The 22,313-nt window shown below is 64.0% G+C and carries 18 protein-coding genes; 7 read left to right on the forward strand and 11 right to left on the reverse strand.

The window, feature by feature from the left end; translation table 11 throughout:
* Window positions 1-175: 175 nt before the first annotated feature.
* Genes lysA through argH form a run of 3 tightly spaced genes read right to left on the reverse strand, consistent with a single transcriptional unit; the run spans window position 176 to window position 3,194 of the window.
* Window positions 176-1,477 carry a diaminopimelate decarboxylase gene (gene lysA, locus ACORJG_RS01250; RefSeq protein ID WP_427790925.1) on the reverse strand — a complete coding sequence of 434 codons (1,302 nt, stop codon included), beginning with the start codon at window positions 1,475-1,477 and terminating at the stop codon, window positions 176-178.
* Window positions 1,478-1,515: 38 nt separating this feature from the next.
* A complete protein-coding gene (gene lptM, locus ACORJG_RS01255; RefSeq protein WP_427790927.1) occupies window positions 1,516-1,767 on the reverse strand; it encodes an LPS translocon maturation chaperone LptM in 252 nt (83 codons plus the stop codon).
* Complete coding sequence (argH, locus tag ACORJG_RS01260; RefSeq protein ID WP_427790929.1) at window positions 1,764-3,194, reverse strand: argininosuccinate lyase; 1,431 nt, start codon at window positions 3,192-3,194, stop codon at window positions 1,764-1,766. The genes lptM and argH overlap by 4 nt, the downstream gene beginning before the upstream one ends.
* A gap of 28 nt (window positions 3,195-3,222) precedes the next feature.
* Here argH and ACORJG_RS01265 point away from each other — a divergent pair, with 28 nt between their 5' ends.
* Entirely contained in the window at window positions 3,223-3,831 is a 609-nt protein-coding gene (locus tag ACORJG_RS01265; protein ID WP_427790931.1) for a TlpA family protein disulfide reductase, read from the forward strand.
* Between the two features lie 47 nt (window positions 3,832-3,878).
* Here ACORJG_RS01265 and ACORJG_RS01270 read toward each other — a convergent pair whose 3' ends face one another.
* Window positions 3,879-4,181, reverse strand: coding sequence for a hypothetical protein (locus ACORJG_RS01270; protein WP_427790933.1), 303 nt, complete (start codon window positions 4,179-4,181; stop codon window positions 3,879-3,881).
* Window positions 4,182-4,532: 351 nt separating this feature from the next.
* Between ACORJG_RS01270 and ACORJG_RS01275 the strand changes: the two genes are divergently transcribed.
* From ACORJG_RS01275 to aguB, 5 genes are all read left to right on the forward strand, one after another.
* Window positions 4,533-5,681 carry an OmpA family protein gene (locus ACORJG_RS01275; protein ID WP_427790935.1) on the forward strand — a complete coding sequence of 383 codons (1,149 nt, stop codon included), beginning with the start codon at window positions 4,533-4,535 and terminating at the stop codon, window positions 5,679-5,681.
* A gap of 185 nt (window positions 5,682-5,866) precedes the next feature.
* Window positions 5,867-7,108: a capsule biosynthesis protein gene (locus ACORJG_RS01280; RefSeq protein ID WP_427790937.1), complete on the forward strand. Its 1,242-nt coding sequence runs from the start codon at window positions 5,867-5,869 to the stop codon at window positions 7,106-7,108.
* Between the two features lie 189 nt (window positions 7,109-7,297).
* Entirely contained in the window at window positions 7,298-9,754 is a 2,457-nt protein-coding gene (locus tag ACORJG_RS01285) for a TonB-dependent receptor (protein ID WP_427790938.1), read from the forward strand.
* A 184-nt stretch (window positions 9,755-9,938) separates the two neighbouring features.
* A complete protein-coding gene (locus ACORJG_RS01290; protein WP_427790940.1) occupies window positions 9,939-10,940 on the forward strand; it encodes an agmatine deiminase family protein in 1,002 nt (333 codons plus the stop codon).
* A complete protein-coding gene (gene aguB, locus ACORJG_RS01295; RefSeq protein WP_427790942.1) occupies window positions 10,940-11,806 on the forward strand; it encodes an N-carbamoylputrescine amidase in 867 nt (288 codons plus the stop codon). The genes ACORJG_RS01290 and aguB overlap by 1 nt, the downstream gene beginning before the upstream one ends.
* Window positions 11,807-11,894: 88 nt before the next feature.
* Here aguB and ACORJG_RS01300 read toward each other — a convergent pair whose 3' ends face one another.
* Together ACORJG_RS01300 and ACORJG_RS01305 are read right to left on the reverse strand one after the other, a co-directional pair.
* Window positions 11,895-14,756, reverse strand: a complete 2,862-nt coding sequence (locus ACORJG_RS01300; protein WP_427790944.1) for a TonB-dependent receptor domain-containing protein — start codon at window positions 14,754-14,756, stop codon at window positions 11,895-11,897.
* A gap of 459 nt (window positions 14,757-15,215) precedes the next feature.
* On the reverse strand, window positions 15,216-18,134 hold the full coding sequence (locus ACORJG_RS01305; RefSeq protein ID WP_427790946.1) for a TonB-dependent receptor domain-containing protein: 2,919 nt from the start codon (window positions 18,132-18,134) through the stop codon (window positions 15,216-15,218).
* Here ACORJG_RS01305 and ACORJG_RS01310 point away from each other — a divergent pair.
* Entirely contained in the window at window positions 18,115-18,402 is a 288-nt protein-coding gene (locus ACORJG_RS01310) for a hypothetical protein (protein ID WP_427790948.1), read from the forward strand. The genes ACORJG_RS01305 and ACORJG_RS01310 overlap by 20 nt on opposite strands.
* On the opposite strand, the gene ACORJG_RS01315 is transcribed toward ACORJG_RS01310, so the two are convergent.
* The 5 genes from ACORJG_RS01315 to ACORJG_RS01335 all read right to left on the reverse strand — a co-directional run bounded on the left by ACORJG_RS01315 (window position 18,380) and on the right by ACORJG_RS01335 (window position 22,276).
* Window positions 18,380-19,351 (reverse strand): right-handed parallel beta-helix repeat-containing protein, encoded by a 972-nt coding sequence (locus ACORJG_RS01315; RefSeq protein WP_427790950.1) that lies wholly within the window; start codon window positions 19,349-19,351, stop codon window positions 18,380-18,382. The genes ACORJG_RS01310 and ACORJG_RS01315 overlap by 23 nt on opposite strands.
* Window positions 19,351-20,181 carry a PA-phosphatase gene (locus tag ACORJG_RS01320; protein WP_427790951.1) on the reverse strand — a complete coding sequence of 277 codons (831 nt, stop codon included), beginning with the start codon at window positions 20,179-20,181 and terminating at the stop codon, window positions 19,351-19,353. Before ACORJG_RS01320 ends, ACORJG_RS01315 begins: the two co-directional genes overlap by 1 nt.
* Window positions 20,178-20,684, reverse strand: a complete 507-nt coding sequence (locus ACORJG_RS01325) for a hypothetical protein (RefSeq protein WP_427790953.1) — start codon at window positions 20,682-20,684, stop codon at window positions 20,178-20,180. Before ACORJG_RS01325 ends, ACORJG_RS01320 begins: the two co-directional genes overlap by 4 nt.
* 71 nt (window positions 20,685-20,755) lie before the next feature.
* Window positions 20,756-21,076 carry a ribonuclease gene (locus ACORJG_RS01330; RefSeq protein WP_427790954.1) on the reverse strand — a complete coding sequence of 107 codons (321 nt, stop codon included), beginning with the start codon at window positions 21,074-21,076 and terminating at the stop codon, window positions 20,756-20,758.
* Between the two features lie 147 nt (window positions 21,077-21,223).
* The gene (locus ACORJG_RS01335; protein ID WP_346531912.1) at window positions 21,224-22,276 is read right to left on the reverse strand and encodes a 1,9-bis(guanidino)-5-aza-nonane synthase; all 1,053 of its coding nucleotides are present in this window, start codon (window positions 22,274-22,276) and stop codon (window positions 21,224-21,226) included.
* Between the last annotated feature and the right edge of the window lie 37 nt (window positions 22,277-22,313).

Below are 22,313 nucleotides of genomic sequence, written 5' to 3' on the forward strand. Positions count from 1 at the left end.
GGGTCCAAATCTATCTGACTTTAGTCAGGCAATTGTGGGGGCGATGCAAGGCCGGGGTCGAAAAAAGACCGCTCTGCCGTTAGCGGAGCGGTCTTTCGAGCGAAATCGATCACGTCTTGGAGATACACCAGGTCATGAAGCAGGGGCGTCGAGCTTTCTGGTGAGGCTGAGGGTTTTAAAGCCAGTCGGCGACAGGCTCGCGGGCGAACATCTCGTCATAGGTGGGGCGCGGGCGGATGACGGCGTGGCGATCGCCGTCGACCAGAACTTCAGCGGCCAGCGGGCGGGTGTTGTATTCGCTGCTCATCACCGCGCCATAGGCGCCGGCGCTCATGAAGACCACCAGATCGCCCGCTTTCAGCGGCGGCAGATCGCGGTCGCGGGCGAAGGTGTCGCCGGTCTCACAGACAGGGCCGACCACGTCGTGAGGCAGGGCCGCGCCCGCAACCGGACGGACGGGCTTCAGGTCGTGGAAGGCGTCATAGAGGGCCGGGCGCATCAGGTCGTTCATCGCCGCGTCCAGCACCAGGAAGCGGCGGCCATCGGTGCGTTCATTGACCTGAATGACGCGGCTCAACAGCACGCCTGCGTTGGCGGCCATCAGGCGGCCGGGTTCGAAGGCGGCCTCGACGTTCAGGCCGTCCAGCACGCGCGCGGCCATGGCCACGTATTCGGCCGGAGACGGCGTCGCCGCCTCGCCGTAATAGGGCACGCCCAGACCGCCGCCGAGGTCGAGGCGGGTGACGCTGTGTCCCTGGGCGCGCAGCTCTTCCGTCATCTGGCGCAGCACCCGGAAGGCGGCCTCCAGCGGGCTGAGGTCGGTGATCTGGCTGCCGATGTGGCAGGCCAGCCCCACGGGCGTGACGTGAGGCGAGGCGGAGGCGCGGGCGTAAAGGGCCATCGCCTCCTCGACCGGCACGCCGAACTTGTCGCCTGCGCCGCCGGTGGTGATCTTGGCGTGGCCGCCCGCGCCGATCTTCGGATTGACGCGGATGGCTATGTTTGGCGTCCCTATCGGTCGCGACGCGGTCGCGACCTGCTTGAGGGACGATGAGACCGCGATCAGCCGGTCCAGTTCGGCAGAGGACTCGACATTGATCTGACGCACGCCCTGTTCGATGGCGAAGGCCAGTTCGGCGTCGGTTTTGCCCACGCCCGAGAAGATGATGCGTTCGCCCGGAATGCCGACGGCCAGAGCGCGGCGGATTTCGCCCTCGGACACGGTGTCCGCGCCGCAACCGAGCTTTGCCAACGTCGCCAGCACCGACAGGTTGGAGTTGGCCTTGACCGCGAAAGCGATCAGGGCGTCGCCCAGCGCGCCCTTGTGCGCGTCGCACGCCTCGCGCAGCAGGCCGTAGTGGCGGCGCAGCGTCGCGGCGGAATAGGCGTAGGTCGGCGTGCCCGCCTCTTGCGCCAGAGTCTCCAGCGAGACGCCCTCGGCGTGCAGAACGCCGTCCTTCAGATCGAAATAATGCACCGGCGGGGAGTCCAGTCAGGAGGTGTAAGAGGCGTGGCTCAACCCATCGGGGGCGGCTTGCCGAACGGGTCGGACGAGCCGTTGTCGATGGGCATCTGGCGCGGCGGCAGGTTCTGCATCGCCGGTTCGGGCAGATGGTCGGCTGACTTGTCGCGGATGGCGCGTTCCGTCTGCTTTTTCGGCGTGGCGCCCTGCGGCGGCTCGAGGTCCGCCATGCGCCCGCAGGCCGACAGCATCAGGGCGGCGGCGCCCGCGAGGATCAGTGTCTTCTTCACAGACGTCTTCGTCACAGGCGGCTTCTCCAGTCGGCGATGCGCGCGCGGACCTGCTCCGGCGCCGTGCCGCCGAAGCTCTGGCGGCTGGCGCAGGAGGCTTCGGGCGTCAGCACTTCATACACCCCTTCGGTGATCCGGCCATCCAGCGCCTGCAATTCCGTCAGCGGCAATTCGCCCAGACCCAGCCCCAGCGCCTCGGCCCGCTTCACGGCGGCGCCGGTGACGTGGTGCGCCTGGCGGAAGGGCAGGTTCAGTTCGCGCACCAGCCAGTCGGCCAGATCGGTGGCGGTCGAGAAGCCCGCACCGGCTGCGGCGGCCATCTTTTCGGTATTGGGGCGGATCACGGCGACCATGGCGGTCATGGCCGTCAGCGCCAGGTCCAGTGCGTCGAAGGCCTCGAACACCGGCGGCTTGTCCTCCTGCATGTCCTTGGAATAGGCCAGCGGCAGGCCCTTCATCACCGTGGTCAAGGCGATCAGGGCGCCGTTGATGCGGCCCGTCTTGGCCCGCACCAGCTCGGCCGCGTCGGGGTTGCGCTTCTGCGGCATGATGGACGAGCCGGTGGTCAGGTCGTCGGGCAGGGTGGCGAAGCCGAACATCGGCGTCATCCACACCACGATCTCCTCGGCCAGACGCGACAGGTGGCCCGCCGCGATCGAGGCGGCGGCCAGGCTTTCCAGCGCGAAGTCGCGGTCCGACACGGCGTCGAGGCTGTTCGCCATCGGGCGGTCGAAGCCCAGGGCCTGCGCCGTCATGTGGCGGTCGATGGGGAAGGGCGAACCGGCCAGCGCTGCGGCGCCCAGCGGGTTTTCATTCATGCGCGTGCGGGCGTCGGAGAAACGGCCCGCGTCGCGGCCGAACATCTCGACATAGGCCATCAGGTGGTGGCCGAAGGTCACCGGCTGGGCCGTCTGCAGGTGAGTGAAACCCGGCATCAGGTCGCCTGCGTGCTGCTCGGCGCGGTCCAGCAGGGCGGCCTGCAGATCCTTCAGTTGCGCCACAGTGCGGTCGCAGGCGTCGCGCACCCACAAGCGGAAGTCCGTCGCCACCTGATCGTTGCGGCTGCGCGCCGTGTGCAGACGCCCCGACGGCTCGCCGATCAACTCCGACAGGCGGGCCTCGACGTTCATATGGATGTCTTCATAGGCGTCGCGGAAGGGGAAGGAGCCGTCACGGATCTCGCCCTCGATGACGTCCAGTCCACCCAGAATGGCCTCGGCGTCGGCGGCGGCGATGATCCCCTGCTTCTCCAACATGCGACAATGGGCCCGCGATCCGGCCAGGTCCTGCGCCCACAGGCGTTTGTCGACGCCGATGGAGACGTTGATGGCCTGCATGATGTCGGCGGGCTTGGCGCTGAAGCGCCCGCCCCATAGAGACTGCCCCTCGAATCCTCCTTGAGAGGGCGTGGCAGACTTTGGTTTGGAAGGCGTATCAGACATGAGCGGCTCTGGACGGACTTGGGCGGGCATGGCGACGTTCGCCGTGATCGGTGTGATCGGCGTGGGCGCGGCGTTGCTATACGTCAATCACAAGGGCGGAGGCAAAGAGTCCGCGCCGCCTGCGGCCGAGGCGGTTGATCCGCAACTGGCGGCCTTCGCCAAGGGGTCGTTGTCGGCGCTGCAGACGCCGGCCTCCCAGGACGAATTTCAGGCCGTGTCCGACTATGTGTTCAAGAACGCCGAGGGCGGCGACGTCCGCCTGGCTGATTTCGCGGGCAAGGTGACGGTGGTGAATCTGTGGGCCACCTGGTGCGCGCCCTGCAAGATCGAGATGCCCACCCTGGCGGCGCTGGCCGACCATTATAAGGCGCGCGATGACTTCGCCGTCGTCACCGTCAGCATGGATGTCGAGAAGACGGCGGATGAGGCGCGGGCCTTCATCGCCGAGAACGCGCCGCTGGACTTCTACATCGACCCGAAGTTCCAGCTGGCCTTCGAGTTTCCGGGCAAGGGCGCCATGCCCCAGACAATTCTGCTGGATCGCCAGGGCCGCGTCCGCGCCGTCCTGACCGGCGAGGCCGACTGGGCCAGCGCCGAGGCCAAGGCCCTGATCGACCACCTGCTGGCGGAGAAATAGAGCGCAGACCTTCTCCCTCCCCGGAACGGGGAGGGAGAAGCGCGAGGTCAGTTCTTGGCCGGGACGCGCTGGTCGGTCGCCGGATCGACAGCGCCGGGGCGGCCCGCGGCGGCGGCCTCAGCCTGTTTATCTTCGAGCTTGTCGGCGACCTTGCCCGCGCCTTCCTCAACCGCCTGAGCCGCTTTCATGGCGCCGGATTCGACGACTTCGCCGGTCTGGGCGGCGACATCCGCAGCCTTGTCTCCTGCAGCCTGTGCGTCGGCCTCGGCCTTGTTCTGCTCAGCCTGGGTGCAGGCGGCGGCGAGCGCCAGAACCGAGGCGGCGGCGATGGTCAGGATACGAATACGCATGGGTGAAAGCCCCTGTGAGATGTGTTGACGCGAACCTAACGCTGGCTGGTCAGGCCGGTTGCCTCGACCGACGTAGCGTTGTGCCAACTGCTGTTTACAATATATGAGCAATCATGGGTTGCGATGCGGCCGCGACCCTGTTTTGTAGCGTGTGTTGCGGCCGGTTTTTACGGTTTGCTACAGGGCTGAGCGCTGGAATTCGGCGCAAAGTCGAAATATGTGTTGAAACGGCGCCACAGTGGACACATTCAGGAGCCAAATGTGGAACCGCTGCAATGCAATACCGTTCGGTTTTCGAGCGCCTCGCGGTATCGCATGGGCATTCGGATCAACTAAGAGTGTGAGGACACCATGAAGCTGAAACTTCTGGCCAGTGTCGCTGTAGCCGGGCTGTTCGCAGCCGGTGCTGCTTCGGCGGAGCCCGATGGCTGGTACGGCGCGATCGACGCCGGCTACCACATGATCGATGATATCAACACGGAAGCTTCGGCGACCGGTCACCACTGGAACTGGGAAGTGAACGACGGCTGGGCGGCTTTTGCGCGTCTGGGCTATCGCTTCAACCCGAACTGGCGTGTTGAGCTCGAAGGCGGTTACCGCTCGGGCGACATCGGCAAGGTCCGCGCTGTCTCGGGTCCGAACGGCCTGTGCAACCTGACCCCGGCCACCGGCCCGTGCCATTCGCCGGAAGGCGACATCACGGCGACGACCCTGATGGGCAACGTCATCTATGACTTCGGTTCGCCGGAATGGACCATCCGTCCGTTCGTGGGCCTGGGCGTCGGTGTGAACCGCGTCAAGACCGACACCACGGGCCGTCTGCGTCAGAACCCGGGCGTCACCTTCACGGCTGACGACACCTCGACCAAGTTCGCCGCTCAGGCGATCGCCGGTCTGGCCTGGGCCGTCGGCGACCGCGCCAACATCGACCTGACCTACCGTTACCTGACGGGCGACATGTCCTTCGACACGACGCAGTCGGCCGGCCCGGTCTTCGGTTCGCTGTCGGGCGACTACGACCAGTCGCACACCGTGACGCTGGGTCTGCGCTATGCGTTCGGCGCCGAGCCGGTGGCCCCGCCGCCGCCCCCGCCGCCGCCGCCGCCCCCGCCTCCCCCGCCCCCGCCGCCTCCGCCGCCGCCTCCGCCGCCTCCGGCCAAGCCGGCTGCGCGTCAGTTCGTGGTCTACTTCGACTTCGACCGTTCGGATCTGACGGCGGAAGCCCGCTCGGTGGTGTCGCAAGCCGCCAACTACGCCAAGTCGGGCGCTCCGACCCGTATCCTGGTCGTCGGTCACACCGACACCATGGGTTCGCAGGCCTACAACCTGGGCCTGTCGAACCGCCGTGCGCGCACCGTGGCTGACGCCCTGGTCGCTCAAGGCGTCAACGGCGGCGTGATCTCGCTGGACGGCAAGGGCAAGACCGACCTGGCCAAGCCGACGGCTGACGGCGTGCGTGAGCCGCTGAACCGTCGCGCTACCGTCGACATCAACTTCTAAGGCGCTAGGAGGCCGGGTGACCGGTCTCCGAAGCCTTCGAGGTTCGAAACGAGAGGCCGCCGGACCCACGCCTGAGTTCGGCGGCCTTGTTTTCGGGAGGCTGGTTGATCGCCAGTTCCCGTCGCGTCTTGCACAGAATGCGGCCCGACTATTAATAGGGGGCCGCTCTCGAAAGAAAACAGCGTTTGCTCGCGCCCTTTGATCCCGACCAGGCAGATACAGATCTTAATGCTGCGGTTGATCTGACAGGTCGCCGCTTTCTGATCGTGTCTGCGCCCTTCGGGCCGTTCGGCCGGGTGCTGGGGCGCGCCCTGGAGGCGCGTGGAGCCGATGTACGGCGCATGTTGTTCAACGCAGGCGATGTGTTGAACTGGGGATTGTCCGGCCGCGTTTTTTTCCGTGGTCGGCCTGAACAGTGGCCCGGCCGCCTCGCGGCGCTGGCTGAAGAATTTACCGACATCATCGTTTTCGGCGAAGGCGGGCCCTATAATCAGGGCGTGCTCAGCCAGGCGCGCAGATTAAACGCGCGCGTCTGGGTTCTCGAAAATGGTTACTTCCGGCCCGACTGGGTCACCCTGGAGCGGAACGGGGTCAACGGATCCAGCGCCTTGCCACGTTGTGGAGCCGGCTATCCGCCGCCCCCGCCTGAGTTGCCGGTATCGCGACCGGTGGGACGGATCCTCCCGCATCATGTCATCAACATCAGCCTTTATCATGCGGTTCAGCCGCTGGGTTGGCTGTTGTTCCCACGGTATCGCCATCATTATGCCGCGTCGCCCTGGCGTCAGTGCCTGGGGCACGTGCGCCGGTATCTTGGCCTGGGCATGCGCTCCGGCGAGACGCATGATGCAGATCGTCTGCGCTCCAGGGGACCCTTCTTTATCGCCTGCCTGCAACGTGATGGCGATGCGCAATTGCTGCGCTATTCCGACATTCACGACAATCTGTCCTTCTTGGCTCATGTCATGGACAGTTTCGCCGCCGGTGCGCCGGCCGGCACGCGCCTGGTCGTGAAGAACCATCCCCTCGACCCGGGCCTGATCAATCTGGGCCGTGAGACTCGCCTCATGGCCGAGGCGCGGGGGCTCAAAGGGCGTGTGGATTTCATCGACGGGGGCAATCTGGCCCAGCTTTGCCGTGCGTCTGAAGGCATGGTCGTGAACAACTCCAGCGCGGCGCTGTCAGCCCTGGGTTTCGGCACTCCGGTAAAGGTGCTGGGCCAGGCGTTTTTCGATTTTGAAGGCCTGACCGATCAGCAGTCTCTGGGCGATTTCTGGCGATCGCCCCAGCCTGCGGACAGCAAGCTGTTCGCCGCCTTCCGCGCCTATGTGATCAACCGCACCCAGATCAACGGCAATTACCATGAGCCGCGTGCGATGCCGGCGACCGCAGGAAGGATCGCGGATGCCTTCTCAACAAGGCTTTAGGTTTCCACATATCGTCGTTTGATGAAGTTCGGCCTTGGTGTGGCGCCTAAGCCACCCTGCCCGTGTGTCATCGTTCTGTCATCTGAATGTCGCCCCAGTTTCCCAGAGCGACCTTAATCCGCAATGGATCAACGGGTCTTCTTCAGCCCGTTTGCATGGCGATCCGCCGCATCACTGGGATACTGACAGATGACCCTTCGCAAACAGCTTTTCTGGGCGACCACCGCCCTGATGAGCAGCCTCTTCGTCGCCGAAACCGCCTCGGCCCAGTCGACCGGCACTGCCGCAGTCGAAGTCGATCAGGTTGTTGTTACGGGCCGTCGCGGTCCGCGCACGATCGACGGCGCCATGGTGGCGGAAACCGTCGGCAAGTCGCGCTCGACCATCACTCAGGAGTTTATCGATACGCAGGCCTCGGGTCAGACGATCAATGAGATCCTGAACCTTGTTCCGGGCATGAACTTCACCAACAACGACCCCTATGGTTCATCGGGCGGCAACATCCGTCTGCACGGCTTCGACGGCGCGCGCATCTCGCAGACGTTCGACGGCATGCCGATGAACGACTCGGGTAACTACTCGCTCTACACCAACCAGCAACTGGACTCGGAACTGATCGGCATGGCGTCGGTCAACACGGGCACCACCGACGCCGACTCCCCGACGGCGTCGGCCACGGGCGGCACCATCAACGTCAACTCGATCAACCCGACGTCCGAGTTCGGGGGCTGGGTCAAGGGCTCGCTGGGCGACTTCAACTTCAAGCGCGTCATGGCGCTGGTGAACACCGGTGAAGTCGGCCCCTGGGGCACGTCGGCCTGGTTCTCCTATTCGGACCAGTCGTACGACAAGTTCAAGGGCCAGGGCGACCTGGGCAAGATCCAGTACAACTTCAAGGTTTATCAGCCGATCCGCGACAATGGCGACTTCGTCTCGCTGGCCGGTCACTGGAACCGCAACCGCAACAACAACTACAACGGCCCGAACCTGTTCAAGAACCCAGATGGTTCGCTGGGAACGACGGCTGATACCTCGCCGTTTGGCTGGAATGTCGACTACGACCCGACCTACAAGGCGCCGACCTTTGTCAACGGCAAGCGTGACGATGATACGAATGGCAGCAACTACTGGGCCTTGCGCCAAAATCCGTCGGATACGGGCAACCTGCGTGCCCAGTCGCGTTTTACCCTGCGTGAAGGTCTGATCTTCACCTTCGATCCATCGTTCCAGTACACTCTGGCCACCGGTGGTTCGGGGCAGACTTTGCTGAATGAGAATGACGCCCTGCTGCTGGGTACGAAGAAGACCGGCGGGGTCGACCTGAACGGCGATGGCGATACGCTGGACCGCGTTCGTCTGCATGCGACGAACAATACCCATACTCAGAGATACGGCATCAATACTTCGCTGATCTGGAATTTGGCTGACAACCACTCACTGCGTGCGGCCTATACACTGGATCACGCCCGTCACCGTCAGACTGGCCTCTATGGCAAGATCGATTTCTCGAACCCGTCTGAGCCGCGCTTCATGGACCCGTTCGCTGGTCTGCGTGATGAAGACAATCGCATCTACAACCTGGATGGCTACGCCCTGCGTACCCGTGACCGCCTGTCGTATGCGATCCTGAACCAGTTCGCTCTGGAATATCGTGGCCGCTTCTTCGACGATGCTGTGCGGGTCAACATTGGCGTGCGCGCGCCGTTCTTCAAGCGCGAGATGAACCAGAACTGCTACTCTCAGTATAAGAATAGCAACGTGCGCTGCACCACTGAAACGCCGACGGCGACCAATGCCAACGGTACGGTTGTCATCGCTGGCAAGGATTACATCAAGCCCTATAGCCGTGAAGTGAAGTTCGACGATGTTCTGCCGAACATCAACGTGACCTGGAACATTTCTGGACCGCACAGCGTTTATGGTTCGTACGCCGAATCTCTGACGCTGCCGCGCACGGACAACCTCTACACGGTCTATTTCAACGACTCGGGCGATATCACCTCGCCGATCGCGCGTCCTGAAATGTCGAAGACCTGGGATTTCGGCTACCGCTATCAGATCGGCACGCTGATCGCCTCGGCCAACGTCTGGTACACCAAGTTCCAGGATCGCATCCTGTCGACCTATGACCGTGAGCTGGACGCCTATTTCGACCGTAACGTCGGCGATGTGGACCTGTACGGCTTCGACTCGCAAATCGGCTTCTCGCCGATGGAGGGTCTGTCGATCTATGCGTCGGCTTCGTACACTGACAGCGAGATCAAGCAGGACTACTATGACGGCTCGACCCTGATCCAGGTCGGCGGCAAGACGCTGGTGGAAGTGCCGGACTGGACCTTCGGTCTGCGCGCCAACTATGAAACCGGCCCGCTGCAGGTCGGCGCACAAGCCAAATATGTCGGTGAGCGCTGGCTGACCGACGAGAACGATCTGGCCGTGCCGAGCTACGTCACGGTCAACGCCGATGCGCGCTTTGATCTGGGTTACTTCGGTTACAAGAACTCGAGCATCGCCCTGCGGGTGATTAACCTGTTCGACGAGAAGTACTACGGCTCGCTGGGCACCGGCATCAACTCGACCAAGTCGCTGTATGCCTCGCAAGGCGCGCCGCGCACTCTGCAGGCGACCCTGACCTACGCCTTCTAAGGCGTAGCTGGGATCACCGGCATGAAGACAGGGAAGGGCGGTCCGGCGACGGGCCGCCCTTTCTTCTTTTAACGCAGGGCGACCTCCGCCCGGCCGCCATTGAACCCCGGGCCGTCAGGGCCTATCTCGCCTCCTTCGTGCTTCATCCCTTTTATGTGGACGTTTTCGCCCCATGACTTCGCCCATGACCCTGCCTGTTCCTGCTGAATGGACGCCGCATCGCGCGATGTGGGTCGGGTGGCCCAGCCACGCCGATCTATGGGAGGACAACCTCGAACCGGCTCAGGACGAGGTCGAGGCGCTGGTGCGCGCCCTGGCCGGGCCGGGGCGCGAGCAGGTCAAGCTCATGGTCGGCAACGACGAGGCGCTGGCCGATGCTCAGGCGCGCTTTGCTGATGTGGCGGGCGTGACCGTTGTGGCCGGGCGTTTCGGCGACATCTGGCTGCGTGACACCGGACCGATCTTCGGCGCTGGTTCGGCTTCGGCTCAGGCTTTCGTCTTCAACGGCTGGGGCGGCAAATACGACCTGCCGCATGACGACGAGGTCGCCGGTCAGATCGGCGAGCAGTCGGGGGTGGCTCTGACCCGTCATGACTTCATTCTGGAGGGCGGCGCCGTCGATCACGACGGCGAGGGTACGGTGCTGACCACGCGCCAGTGCGTGCTGAACCGCAACCGCAACAAGGGGTGGACGCAGGATGCGGCCGAGGCCGCCTTTGCTCAGGCTCTGGGCGCCAAGAAAGTGCTGTGGCTGGGCGATGGCCTGCTGAACGACCACACCGACGGCCACGTCGACAACCTGGCCCGCTTCGTCGCGCCGGGCGTTGTGGCCTGCCCGATCGGCTTTGGCTCCAAGGATCCCAACGCCGAGGTCTATGATGAGACGGCGCAGGCCCTGGCCGCCATGACCGACGCCGTCGGTCGCCCGATCAAGGTGCTGCGCATTCCTTCGCCCGGCATGATCCTGGACGAGGACGAGCGCCCGGTTCCGGCCAGCCACATGAACTTCCTGATCGCGGACGGCGCCGTCGTCGTGCCCACCTATGGCAACGACATGGCCGCGCGCATGGCCTGCGAGGCTCTGGCCACTGTCTTCACCGATCGCGAGATCATCCCCCTGCCGTCGACCGCCATCCTGTCGGGCGGCGGCTCGTTCCACTGCATCAGCCAGCAGGAGCCCGCATAATGGCCCGTCAGATCACCGTCGCCGCCATCCAGACCGCCTATGGCGAGGACATGCAGGCGAACATCGACAAGACCATCGGCTTCATCCGCGAGGCGGCGGGCAGGGGCGCCCAGGTCATCCTGGCGCCGGAACTGTTTCAGGGACCGTACTTCTGCGTCTCGCAGGAGGAGAAGTGGTTCGGCGCCGCGTATCCGTGGCGCGAGCATCCGGCCGTCACCCAGCTTCAGCCGGTGGCCAGGGAACTGGGCGTGGTCCTGCCCGTCTCGATCTTCGAGCGCGAGGGGCCGCACTACTTCAACAGCCTGGTGATGATCGATGCCGACGGCGAGCTGATGGGCGTCTATCGCAAGAGCCATATCCCCGACGGCCCCGGCTATCAGGAGAAGTACTATTTCCGCCCCGGCGACACCGGCTTCAAGGTCTGGGACACGCGCTTCGGCCGCATCGGCGTCGGCATCTGCTGGGACCAGTGGTACCCGGAAACGGCGCGGGCCATGATGCTGCAGGGCGCCGAGGTTCTGCTTTACCCGACCGCCATCGGCACCGAGCCGCATGACGATACGCTGGACACCGCCGCGCCTTGGCGCCGGGCCATGCAGGGGCACGCCGTGTCCAACGTCGTGCCGGTCGTCGGCGCCAACCGCATCGGCCATGAGCAGGTGACGGAGACGGGCCAGACCTACTACGGCCACTCCTTCATCGCCGACCATCGCGGCGACCTGGTCGAGAGCCTGGACCGCGAAGAGGGCGTGCTGGTGCACACCTTCGACCTGGACTTCCTGGATCGCCACCGTGCGGCCTGGGGCTTCTTCCGTGATCGCCGTACGGATTTGTATGGCGCATTGGCGACAGGCCGTCCGGCCTGACTGGCCTTTAAGCAGGCGCATCGTCAGACAAAAAAAGAGGCGGAAGACCGGGGTCTTCCGCCTCTCTTATTCTACGCGTTGAACGCTATCAGAACTTCAGGCGCAAGCCGAAGGTGTAGTAGCGGCCGATAGCATCATAGGTTTGAGGGAATGTATTGCCGTTATTTGAGGCGGTTGTCCCAATGTTCGAACCGACTTCCGGAGGCGATTCATCGAGCAGATTGTTCACCGTAGCGGTAAAACGAACTGAATCGGTGATGTCCCAGCGAGCCGTTAGGTCAAAGTAATTGTAAGCGCCGATTGAAGCATAGGGGGCATACCAATTTCCTGTGCCAGGTTCGACATCGGTGCCTGCCAAATGACGCCATTGCAGAGAGGCAGCGTAATCGCCCAAGGACCATGTGGCCCGGGTGGTCCAGCGTTGCTTCAAGCGTGGTTCGCCACAGGAAGTAGAATAGTAGCCCACGCAATCGCGATTGATGGAACTGGGAGTGGCCTGGCTTTCATTCTTGGTGACTATGTTTCCGTTAATGCTCAGATCAACACGACCTGCATTTTCGAATCCATAATCAGCCAGTTCGACACGGTAGTTGGCGGCCAGATCAAAGCCTGAAACCCTCTCGTTACCCAAGTTGGATAGCAGCAGGGCTACGCCAGGTGACTCAACGCCGTTAAGCGTGCCGTTGGCCGTATTACGGCCAATCAACTGGCAGAACTCATTGAACGTCAAACCGGAATTCAGCGTCGTGCTGTAGCAGCCTTGGATAACGTCGTTGACGCTGTTGCTGCTGACGGTCTTGTCGATCTTGATGTCATAGTAGTCGAGGCTCAGGCGCAGGCTCGGCACGAAGGCCGGTTGCCAGACGGCGCCGATGGTCCAGGTGTCGGCTTCTTCCGGACCCAGGTTCGGGTTGCCGCCGGTCAAGACGTTGACCTGACCGGAGTTCGGCGGTGCAACGAAGCCGATGGCTCCGCTCGGGACACCGGTCAGACGGCACAGGTTGCTGAGTGTGCCGGCTGTGTTGGCCTGACCCGAGTTGATGCTCGTCCCTTGGCAGGGGTCGACGGCTAGGTTGGCCAAGCCGGTGACTTGCGGGTTGAACAACTCGCCGATATTCGGGGCTCGGGTAGCGCGCTGGAACATGGCGCGGACGCGGATGTCCTCGATCGGAGACCAGTCGCCGCCGATCTTGTAGCTGCCGTAGTCCGTCTTGCTGCCCGAGGCTTCAAACTCGGTGTAGCGGTAGCCCGCTTCCAGATTCAGGCTATGGACGAACGGCAGGTTTTCAACCAGCGGGATCGACAGTTCAGCGAAGGCTTCGCGCATCTCGAATTCGCCTTGGCGATCCGGAACCGGCGCGCCGGTGCCCAGCACTTCGCCATTGATCTGTGACGGAGCGTCAGCACGGGTGGCCGCACTGGAGCGACGCCATTCCAGGCCGAAGGCGGTCGCGATCGGGCGCTCAGCCCAGGGGCTGCTCAGTTGATCAGGCAGGATGCCTGATATCGAGCCCGACACGACGTCCTGTTCGATCGTGGTCTTATTGATCGAGGCCAGGTTGATGTAGTCGATCATCGCTTGGGTGATTGAGCCTTCGGCGCCGAAGACGTTGATCGGCACACAGCCCGCGATCGCGGTGGTGGTGCCCGGAGCGATACACTCGGTGGCCGACGTCGTGTTCAGCGCGTTGCGCAGTTTGGACAGCGAACCCCAGTCACGACGGGTCACCAACTGTTCTGTCTCGCCGTGCGAGGCGTAGACATCGTAGTTCCAGTTGGCGCCGATATCGCCGCGGATGCCAGCGAGCAATTGAACGGTTTTATTCTCGTAGTCCACCGGACGGCTGCCCATCTCGGTGAAGCGACGGTTGATGGTCAGTGGGACGATGGTCGACCCGGCCGCGCCCGGTACGCAACTGGCGGCCGGTATTCCGCGAGCGGCGCATAACTGTTGGCGCATCGGCTCAGGGATCAACGGGTTGCCGATCGGCACACTGTAGGTGTTACCGAACGTCCCTGTCGGAGCGTTGTCCAATGACACGTCGCTCTTGACGTAGGTCAGGTGGCTGTAAACCTCGGCCGCCGGACTGATCTTGTAGGATCCCAGTGCGTTGATCTGATAGCGGCTGAGCGGCGTCTGATAAAGGTTGAATGGGTTGTAGTTGTAGCCGGCTGAATTGTAGCCTGGGTCGCCTGAACCGATCAGGGCGCCAGTCGCCGGGTTGATCTCAGCGCCTGACGGCAGGGGAGTGCCGCCAGCAACGGGCGTCACGCCGAAGCGCCCGGGGACCGAAGTGCCCGAACCCAGAGGAGCGCCGGTATTTGACGAACGGGCCACCAGACCCCATGGACGTTGGTCTTGGTACAGCGGATCAGTCTTCGTGTAGCCGAAGCTGACAACGGCGTTGCCTCGGTCATCGGCGAAGTTGCCGCCAATCGTCAGATCAACCTTGCGGCGGATGGCGTCGTTCTCTTCCGACATCCCGTACGACGAGGCGAATTCTACGCCCTCGAAGCTGTCCTTCAGGATAAAGTTGACGACGCCGGCGACTGCGTCAGCGCCGTAAACAGCCGAGGCTCCGCCCGAGACGACGTCAATGCGCTCGACCAAGGCCACCGGAATAGTGTTGGTGTCGACGACGCCAGCCAGGTTGAAGGGTACGACACGGCGTCCATTGATCAGGACGAGGGTCCGGTTGGTGCCAAGGCCACGCAGGTTGATGGTCGCGCCGCCGCCCGAGCCATTGTTGGTGGCCGAACCGACAGCCGGCACGGCTGCGGGCAGGTCTTTGACCAGTTCCTCAACTGCAACCGGTTGTTCAAGAGCGATTTCCTCAGCGCCGACGGACGAGATCGGGCTGGCCGCTTCATAACCGGGTTGTCGAATGCGCGAGCCTGTTACAACGATCGAAGCGACTTCCGACACGTCTTGAGTATCGGTCTGGGCCATGGCTGGCGAAGTAGCAAGAATGCTAAGGGCTGTGCCCCCGATTATGGTCGATGCGAGTAAGGACTCGCGTATGGTGCTCTTTTTCAAGAGTTCCCCCTCCGTTTCAGGCGCAATCCAAAAGACGTAACATCACGCGGGGCGCCTGAGGCCGCGTGGAAACTATGCGAAGAATGATGCCTTCACCTGATGCGAGCATTGATTGATCGCCGACCTTCAAACAAGGCGCGATAAAGGCGTTTCGCTGTAATTTAGCCCCTTTTTTACCTTTTTAAGGCAATTTGCGCCGTAATTGTCACATTGATACGAACTGGGAACTTTTTGAATTAGAGGCGGACGCTGCTGTGTGAAGGCGCGGTGCGCTGGCGAGATGACGGCGCTTTCCAGAAGGCCGCACCAAGAATAAGAAAAAGGCGGAAGACCGGGGTCTTCCGCCTCTCTCATTTTACGCGTTGAACGCTATCAGAACTTCAGCGTGGCGCCGAAGGTGAAGTAGCGACCAATCGTGTCGTACGTCTGCGGGAAGGTGTTCCCGTTGTTCGCAGCCGTGGTGCCGATCTGCGAACCGACGATCGGCGGCGACTTGTCGAACAGGTTGTTGATCGTCGCCGTCAGGCGGACCGTCTGGGTGATGTCCCAGCGGCCGCTCAGGTCGAAGTAGTCGTAGCTGCCGATCTGGGCGTAGTCCGGGAACCACTTGGTGTTGCCCGGCTCGACTTCGACGTCCGACAGGTGACGCCACATCAGCGAGGCCGAGTAGTCGCCCATCGTCCAGGTCGCGCGGCTGTTCCAGCGTTGCTTGACCTTGGGCTCGCCGCACGACACCGAGTAGTAGCCGACGCAGTCACGCAGCGTGGACGCCGGGTTGGACTGGGTCTCGTGCTTGGTGAGGATGCTGCCGTTGACGCTCAGGTCGACACGACCGATGTCCCAGCCGAAGTCGGCCAGTTCAACACGGTAGTTTGCGGCGATGTCAAAGCCCGACACGCGCTCGTTGCCGGCGTTGGTCAGCGGACGGATCACGCCCTTGGCGTCGACGCCGTTCAGCGAGCCGTTGGCGGTGCTGCGCTGGATCGCCTTACAGCTGTCGTTGAACGCCAGGGTCGGGTTCAGAGCCTTGTCGTAGCAGCCGTTGATGACATCATCCAGGCTGGGGCTGTTGATCGTCTTGTCGATCTTGATGTCATAGTAGTCGAGGCTCAGGCGCAGGCTCGGCACGAAGGCCGGTTGCCAGACGGCGCCGATGGTCCAGGTGTCGGCTTCTTCCGGACCCAGGTTCGGGTTGCCGCCCGTCTGCTGGTTGACCTGGCCCGAGTTGGGCTTGGCCACATAGCCGATGGCGCCTTCCGGCACGCCGGTCAGACGGCACAGGTTGCTGAGCGTACCGGCGGTGTTGGCGTCGGCGGCGTTGATCAGGTCCAACTGGCACGGATCAATGGCGCGGTTGCCCAGGCCGGTGACCTGCGGGTTGAACAGTTCGCCGATGTTCGGCGCGCGGGTTGCGCGCTGGTACATGACGCGGACGCGGACGTCTTCGATCGGCGACCAGTCGCCGCCCAGCTTGTAGCTGCCGTATTGCGACTTGTGTCCGGCGGCCTTGAACTCGGTCTGACGATAGCCGCCTTCCAGGTTCATGCTGTGGATGAACGGCAGGTTCTCGATCAGCGGCACAGCCACTTCGGCGAAGGCTTCACGCATTTCGAACTGGCCGTTGCGATCAGGAACCGGCGCGCCGGTGCCCAGGATTTCGCCGTTGGCCTGCGAAGCCGCATCACCGCGCGTGCCTGCGCTGGAACGACGCCATTCGGCGCCGAAGGCGACGGCGACCTGACGATCGCTCCAGGGGCTGCTCAGGTGTTCCGGCAGGACGCCAGAGATCGAGCCAGAAGCCACGTCCTGCTTGATCGTGGTTTTGCTCATCGACGACAGGTTGATGTAGTCGATCATTTCCTTGGTGATCGTGCCTTCGGGACCGAAGACATTGATCGGCACGCAACCTGCGACAGCCGTAGTGGCGCCGGGCACCATGCACTCGGTCGCAGAGACCGTGTTCAGGGCGTTGCGCAGCTTGGACAGCGAGCCCCAGTTACGGCGCGTCAGCAACTGCTCGGTTTCGCCGTGCGAGATGTAGGCGTCATAGTTCCAGTCGGCGTTGATGTCGCCGCGAACGCCGGCCAGCAGTTGGACCGTCTTGTTCTCGATGTCGACCGGGCGGGTGCCCATTTCGGTGAAGCGACGGTTGATGGTCAGGTCCATCATGGTGTCGCCTGCGGCTCCGGCCACGCACTTGGTCGGGTCGATCAGCAGGGCGCCGCAGAATTGCTGGCGCATGGCGTCCGGGATGAACGGGTTGCCGATCGGCACCTTGTAGGTGTTGCCGAAGGTGCCGCTGGAAGCGTTGTCCAGCGAGACATCGCTCTGAACATAGGTCAGGTGGCTGTAGACTTCAGCGGCCGAGTTGATCTTGAAGCTGCCCAGACCGTTGATCTGGTAGCGGCTCAGCGGCGTTTGGTACAGGTTGTACGGGTTGTAGTTGTAGCCAGCCGAGTTGTAGTTCGGGTGATTCGAACCGATCAGGGCGCCCGTGGTGGGGTCCAGTTCGGCGCCCGACGGCAGGGCGACGCCGCCCTTGACGGGAGTCAGGTCGAAACGGCCGGGAACCGAGGTGCCCGAGCCCAGGGGCTTGCCGGTCGTCGAGGATAGCGCGACTTCGCCCCACGGACGGCGGACCTGGTACAGCGGGTCGGTCTTGGTGTAGCCGAAGCTGACGACGGCGTTGCCTCGGTCATCGGCGAAGTTGCCGCCCAGGGTGACGTCGAACTTGCGGCGTACGGCGTCGTCTTCACCCGAGAAGCCGTACGAAGAGTTGACCTCAACGCCTTCGAAGTTGTTCTTCAGGATGAAGTTGACCACGCCGGCGACGGCGTCAGCGCCGTACACAGCCGAGGCGCCGCCCGTGACGGTGTCAACGCGCTCGACCAGGGCCAGCGGGATGGTGTTGGTGTCGACGACGCCTTCGAGGTTGAACGGTACCACGCGGCGGCCGTTGATCAGGACCAGCGTGCGGTTGGTGCCCAGGCCGCGCAGGTTGATGGTCGCGCCGCCGCCCGAGCCGTTGTTGGTGGCCGAACCGACGGCCGGCACGGCGGCCGGCAGGTCCTTGACCAGCTCTTCAACAGCCACCGGCTGCGACATCGCGATCGATTCAGAGCTCATCGAGGTGATGGGGCTGGAGGCCTCATAACCCGGTTGACGGATGCGCGAGCCGGTGACGACGATGGCGCTGACTTCGGAAACTTCTTCGCCGGTCGATTGGGCGAAGGCCGGGGTCGCGGCCATGAAGCTGAGGGCGGCGCCCCCGATGATGGTCGATGCGAGCAAGGACTCGCGCACAATTCTCTTTGTCAAAAGAGACCCTCTCCTGGAACAAAACAAGCGCGCGTTCCGGCCCGTACAGGAAGGTCGCAAACGCGGCTCGCCACAAAAAACAGGGCCGTTTGGCCTGCCGTCCGGACGTTTAAGGCGGGCGCGTGTGCAAGCAAGTCAGAAATGCGTCAAAAATGGCACAATTCGGAAAAAATTACCACAGACAGAAGATTATCCGGAAATGATGGCAAAAAATTCGCTCATTTTCTGGATTTTATGCTAACTATGTTCGATGAACCTCCATCTTTATCATCAATGCTGCTGCCCCATGGATAGCCACGATCGTCGTCGCAGTAGGACCGGCGTCCCTGCCGTGCATTTTCAACGACGAGACGGGGGCGCAGGGGATTCGCACCCGTGAAGACATTGTTGGTTATGGTGTTGAATGAGGGCGTCTGGTGGCGGATGACGCCGCGCTCGCCGCAGTTGCGATAGAGGAAGACGCCGGGGCGCCCGCCCAGCTCGAACCGATTGCCTGTTATGCGGTTTCGCGCAGAACCATCGATAGCGATCATCTCGCGCTGCGTCCCTGTGCGGAACAGGTTGTCCTCGATGCGATTATCCGCGCTTTCGGCGTCCAGATAGAGGGCGGTGGCGACGCTGCGGCCTTCCAGCGTCGAGCGCGTCAGGCTCAGGCCTGTGACCCCGGGGCCGACGTAGAGCGGGATGGAGCCTGTGCCGCGGATCGCCACCTCGTCCAGTGTGATATGGCTGGGGGCGGCCGCTTGGGCGGTCCGGGTATGATCGGCCGTGCGCGATGAAGCCCGCAGATCGTCATAGCTTCCGTCCGCACCCATGCCCCACACGCGGACAGAGCCGTGGATCAGGCAGCGCGTGATGCGGATATCGGTTGGGCGGCTCCAACGGTCGGCGCTGGTACGGCGGGACCAGATGGCGATGCTGGGCGAGCGGGTGGAGACGGCGGCGCCGGGGCGTCCCACTGAACCGCCCGCACAGTCCAGACCTGCGCCTGAGGCCTCGGCGCCTTCGATGACTATGGGGCGGACGACGGCCTGATCCGACGCCAGCAGGGCGCGGCAGGTCAGATGATAGGGCGTACCCGTATCCGTCGTCAGTTCCGCCAGTTCGGAGGGCGAGCACGGGCGGGCGGCAGGCAGCGACCATGTCTGCAGGGCGCCGGTCAGGAGCAGTCCCGCCAGCAGGCCCGGCATCAGGGCAGGGGCGTCGCCAGGGCGCGGGCCTCGGCGGCGCAGCCCGGTGCGGTTCCGCCGCGTGCGCGCAGGGCCGTAAGCTCGGCGCGGGCGGCGGCCAGATCGACGGCGAACGCCGGCCGTTGTGCGGCGGCGGCGTAGACCGCGCGGCCGAGATCTTCGCCCGCGGCGACATCGCGGGGATAGTGCATGGCGCAGATCACGCGGCTTTGCCCCATTTCATGGGCCATGCGGCGGATGTCGGCAGCGTTCTCAGGATCAAGGGCGGCCAAGGCTTCGCCATAGACGACAGCGACCGTCGAACTGCCCGACGGATAGGAGGCGCTGCGGCGCCCGGCCTCGCTGACGCGCTGGCAGGCCTGACGCGCGGGATCGTCGCCGACCGGGCGGGCGCGAAAGGCGCGCGCCTTGACCGCCTCGGCCGCCGTGTCCGCGTCATGGAACAGCCGCTGCATCAGGCGGGTCAGTTCAGGCGTCGCCGCGGCGTCCATCTGCACGCCCAGCGGACAGTTGAAGTGTTGAAGCGCCAGCGGCGCGCGCAGTTCGGCATGGGCGGTGGCCAGAAGCCAGCGGTCCGTATTCTCCAGCGCCGTCATGCGTGCGGACTGCGCCTTGTCTTCAAGATCGGCGGCGGAGCCGGGCGCAGGAGGCGGCGGCAGGGCGGCGGCCAACTGTTCCAGAACCGACGCCTCCAGATAGCCGTCCGGCGCAGGCGCCGGGCGTTCGGCCTGAGGCCGCAGGGCGGCGGGCGTTCCGGCGCAGGCCGTCAGCAGCACAGCCGTCGCTGTCATCAGCAGCAGGCGGGCGGCCGTCGCCGGACGTGCGCTCATGCGCCGCCGTTCCAGGTCAGTTGCACCGAGGTCACGCCGCCTTCGCCCGGGGCGGCCACAACCTGAAGGCCGGGGCCTTTCTCAGATCGGGCGGAGGCGCCGTAGGCGCGCGCTTCGCCCTGATTCATGGCCATCACGGGGGCCAGACCGGCGCGCTCGGCGCGCTGGCGATAGAAGTCGATCACCGCATCGGGGGTGGCGTCGGTCGTGAAGGTGATGATGCCGCCGGGGCCGTCCGGGCCGGCGGCGGTCAGCGCCTGTCCGTCAGCTTGCCCGCCCGGATAGATGACGGCGAAGCCGGGCGCGCCCTTGATGGCGACAGGCGCCGCGTCGGTCGCGGCGGCATGATTCGAGGCGTCATAGGATGCCGCGCCGACGTCGCCGGATGCGTCGGTCGGGGCGGCGGGCGCCGATTCGGCTTCAGGCCCGGCCTGACCGCGCTCATTGCACGCCGTCAGGCCGACGCTGAACGCCAAGACTACGGTTGCCACGATACGCTTCATTCAGCCTACGTCCTTAATACCTGCACGGTTAATTTCACCGTGGCCTATCCGTGCGGCGGCAGCAAGGCGGTTCAACCGGTTGGGGCGTCGACATCGTCGCCGGGCTGGCCGGCGGATTTGCGCGCCTGTTCGGGCCCCCCGGCGGGGCGCGTTCGTTCCTCGGCCATTTCGCGGCCCTGTCGCGCCAGATCGGCGTTGATCGCATCCTGGTCCGGGTCGATTTCAGAGCCCGAGGCCGATCCGCCCCGCAAGGAGCCCGCGCGGGTGTCAGAGCCGGAATCCGTGCCCTCAAGGGCTGTTTTCAGGGCATCTTCAACATGGCCCCGATCGGGCTTCTCACCCATGTCGGCGGCTTCACGGGCGTCGGTGTTTTCCGGTGTCTGGTCGGTCATGGCGATCTCCTGTGTCTCACAGAAGAAGCGGACCGCGCGCGGGGAAGTTCCGGACTGCGCCCAAAGGAAAAGGGCCGACGGATCGCTCCATCGGCCCTCGTCATCGCCATGGCGTCGGGAAGGCGAAGCTTCCCGATCAGGCCGTTCTTATTTGACGAACAGCTTGTTCCAGCGGCGCGGCTGGCGCTTCTTCCACGTTTCGCGGTGATAGGCGTCCGAACCGATCAGCGGCACGACGGTCGTGGCTTCGGCGTAGACCATCTGTTCGTAGGTGGTCTGGACCTTGCCCCACGAGGCGGCTTCCTGCAGCGTCGAGGACGAGCAGGCGCCGTCGCGCACGTCGGCGACCGTGATCTGCACGGCGTAGCGGTGCATGTCGGCCTCGACGCCGAGGATCTCGGCGCAGACGACGGTGTCCTGGGCGAAGTTCTTCGGCACGCCGCCGCCGACCATGAACAGACCCGTGACGCCCGCCGCGATCTTGATGTCGGTCAGTTCACGGAAGTCCGCGACCGCGTCGATCATCATATAGGGCTTGCCCTCGGCCATGCGCTCCTTCTGGTGCTTGACCAGGCCGAAACCGGCCGAGGAGTCGACGAAGGCCGGGCAGAAGATCGGCGCGCCTTCTTCATAGGCGGTCTGGATCAGCGAGCCGGGCTTCTTGGCGTTGCCTTCCGACAGCCACTTGCCCATTTCCCAGATGAACTCGCGCGAGGAATAGCCGCGCGGCTCCAGGCGGCTGGCGATCTCATAGATCGCATTGTCGCAGGCCTGCAGTTCTTCTTCGTCGATGTAGGTGTCGTAGATGCGGTCGATGTAGTGCGAGCGCAGGATGTTATCGTCCACCTCGCCGGCGGCCTGATAGTGTTTGTAGCCAAGGGCCTCGAAGAAATCCATGTCGACGATCGAGGCGCCGGTGGCGACCACGGCGTCGACCATGCCGAACTTTACCATGTCGCGGTAGACGTCCATGCAGCCGCCGGCCGAGGTCGAACCGGCCAGGATCAGCCACGGCGAGCAGGCCTCGTCTTCCAGGGCCATGTTGAAGATGTCGGCCGCGCGGGCGGTGTCGCGCGAGCTGAAGGACATCTTGCGCATGGAATCGATGATCGGGCGCGCGTCGAAGCTGGTGATGTCGATATGCTCGACAGTGGTGGCCAACAGCTCCGCCTTGGCGTTGGAACGAACCGGTGCGTTCATCTCTCGGGTTTCCCTTTGGTTTGAGCGCCCGTCGTCA

Origin of the sequence: Brevundimonas diminuta (assembly GCF_050310045.1) — a bacterium.
Classification (GTDB): Bacteria; Pseudomonadota; Alphaproteobacteria; order Caulobacterales; family Caulobacteraceae; genus Brevundimonas; species Brevundimonas diminuta_F.

Bases quoted from the DNA above. Each gene is read 5' to 3' on its own strand.
- argH (WP_427790929.1), bottom strand. From the start codon at position 3,194: ATGTCTGATACGCCTTCCAAACCAAAGTCTGCCACGCCCTCTCAAGGA.
- ACORJG_RS01265 (WP_427790931.1), top strand. From the start codon at position 3,223: ATGGCGACGTTCGCCGTGATCGGTGTGATCGGCGTGGGCGCGGCGTTG.
- ACORJG_RS01270 (WP_427790933.1), bottom strand. From the start codon at position 4,181: ATGCGTATTCGTATCCTGACCATCGCCGCCGCCTCGGTTCTGGCGCTC.
- ACORJG_RS01275 (WP_427790935.1), top strand. From the start codon at position 4,533: ATGAAGCTGAAACTTCTGGCCAGTGTCGCTGTAGCCGGGCTGTTCGCA.
- ACORJG_RS01285 (WP_427790938.1), top strand. From the start codon at position 7,298: ATGACCCTTCGCAAACAGCTTTTCTGGGCGACCACCGCCCTGATGAGC.
- ACORJG_RS01290 (WP_427790940.1), top strand. From the start codon at position 9,939: ATGACCCTGCCTGTTCCTGCTGAATGGACGCCGCATCGCGCGATGTGG.
- aguB (WP_427790942.1), top strand. From the start codon at position 10,940: ATGGCCCGTCAGATCACCGTCGCCGCCATCCAGACCGCCTATGGCGAG.
- ACORJG_RS01300 (WP_427790944.1), bottom strand. From the start codon at position 14,756: ATGGCCCAGACCGATACTCAAGACGTGTCGGAAGTCGCTTCGATCGTT.
- ACORJG_RS01310 (WP_427790948.1), top strand. From the start codon at position 18,115: ATGATGGTCGATGCGAGCAAGGACTCGCGCACAATTCTCTTTGTCAAA.
- ACORJG_RS01315 (WP_427790950.1), bottom strand. From the start codon at position 19,351: ATGCCGGGCCTGCTGGCGGGACTGCTCCTGACCGGCGCCCTGCAGACA.
- ACORJG_RS01320 (WP_427790951.1), bottom strand. From the start codon at position 20,181: ATGAGCGCACGTCCGGCGACGGCCGCCCGCCTGCTGCTGATGACAGCG.
- ACORJG_RS01325 (WP_427790953.1), bottom strand. From the start codon at position 20,684: ATGAAGCGTATCGTGGCAACCGTAGTCTTGGCGTTCAGCGTCGGCCTG.
- ACORJG_RS01330 (WP_427790954.1), bottom strand. From the start codon at position 21,076: ATGACCGACCAGACACCGGAAAACACCGACGCCCGTGAAGCCGCCGAC.
- ACORJG_RS01335 (WP_346531912.1), bottom strand. From the start codon at position 22,276: ATGAACGCACCGGTTCGTTCCAACGCCAAGGCGGAGCTGTTGGCCACC.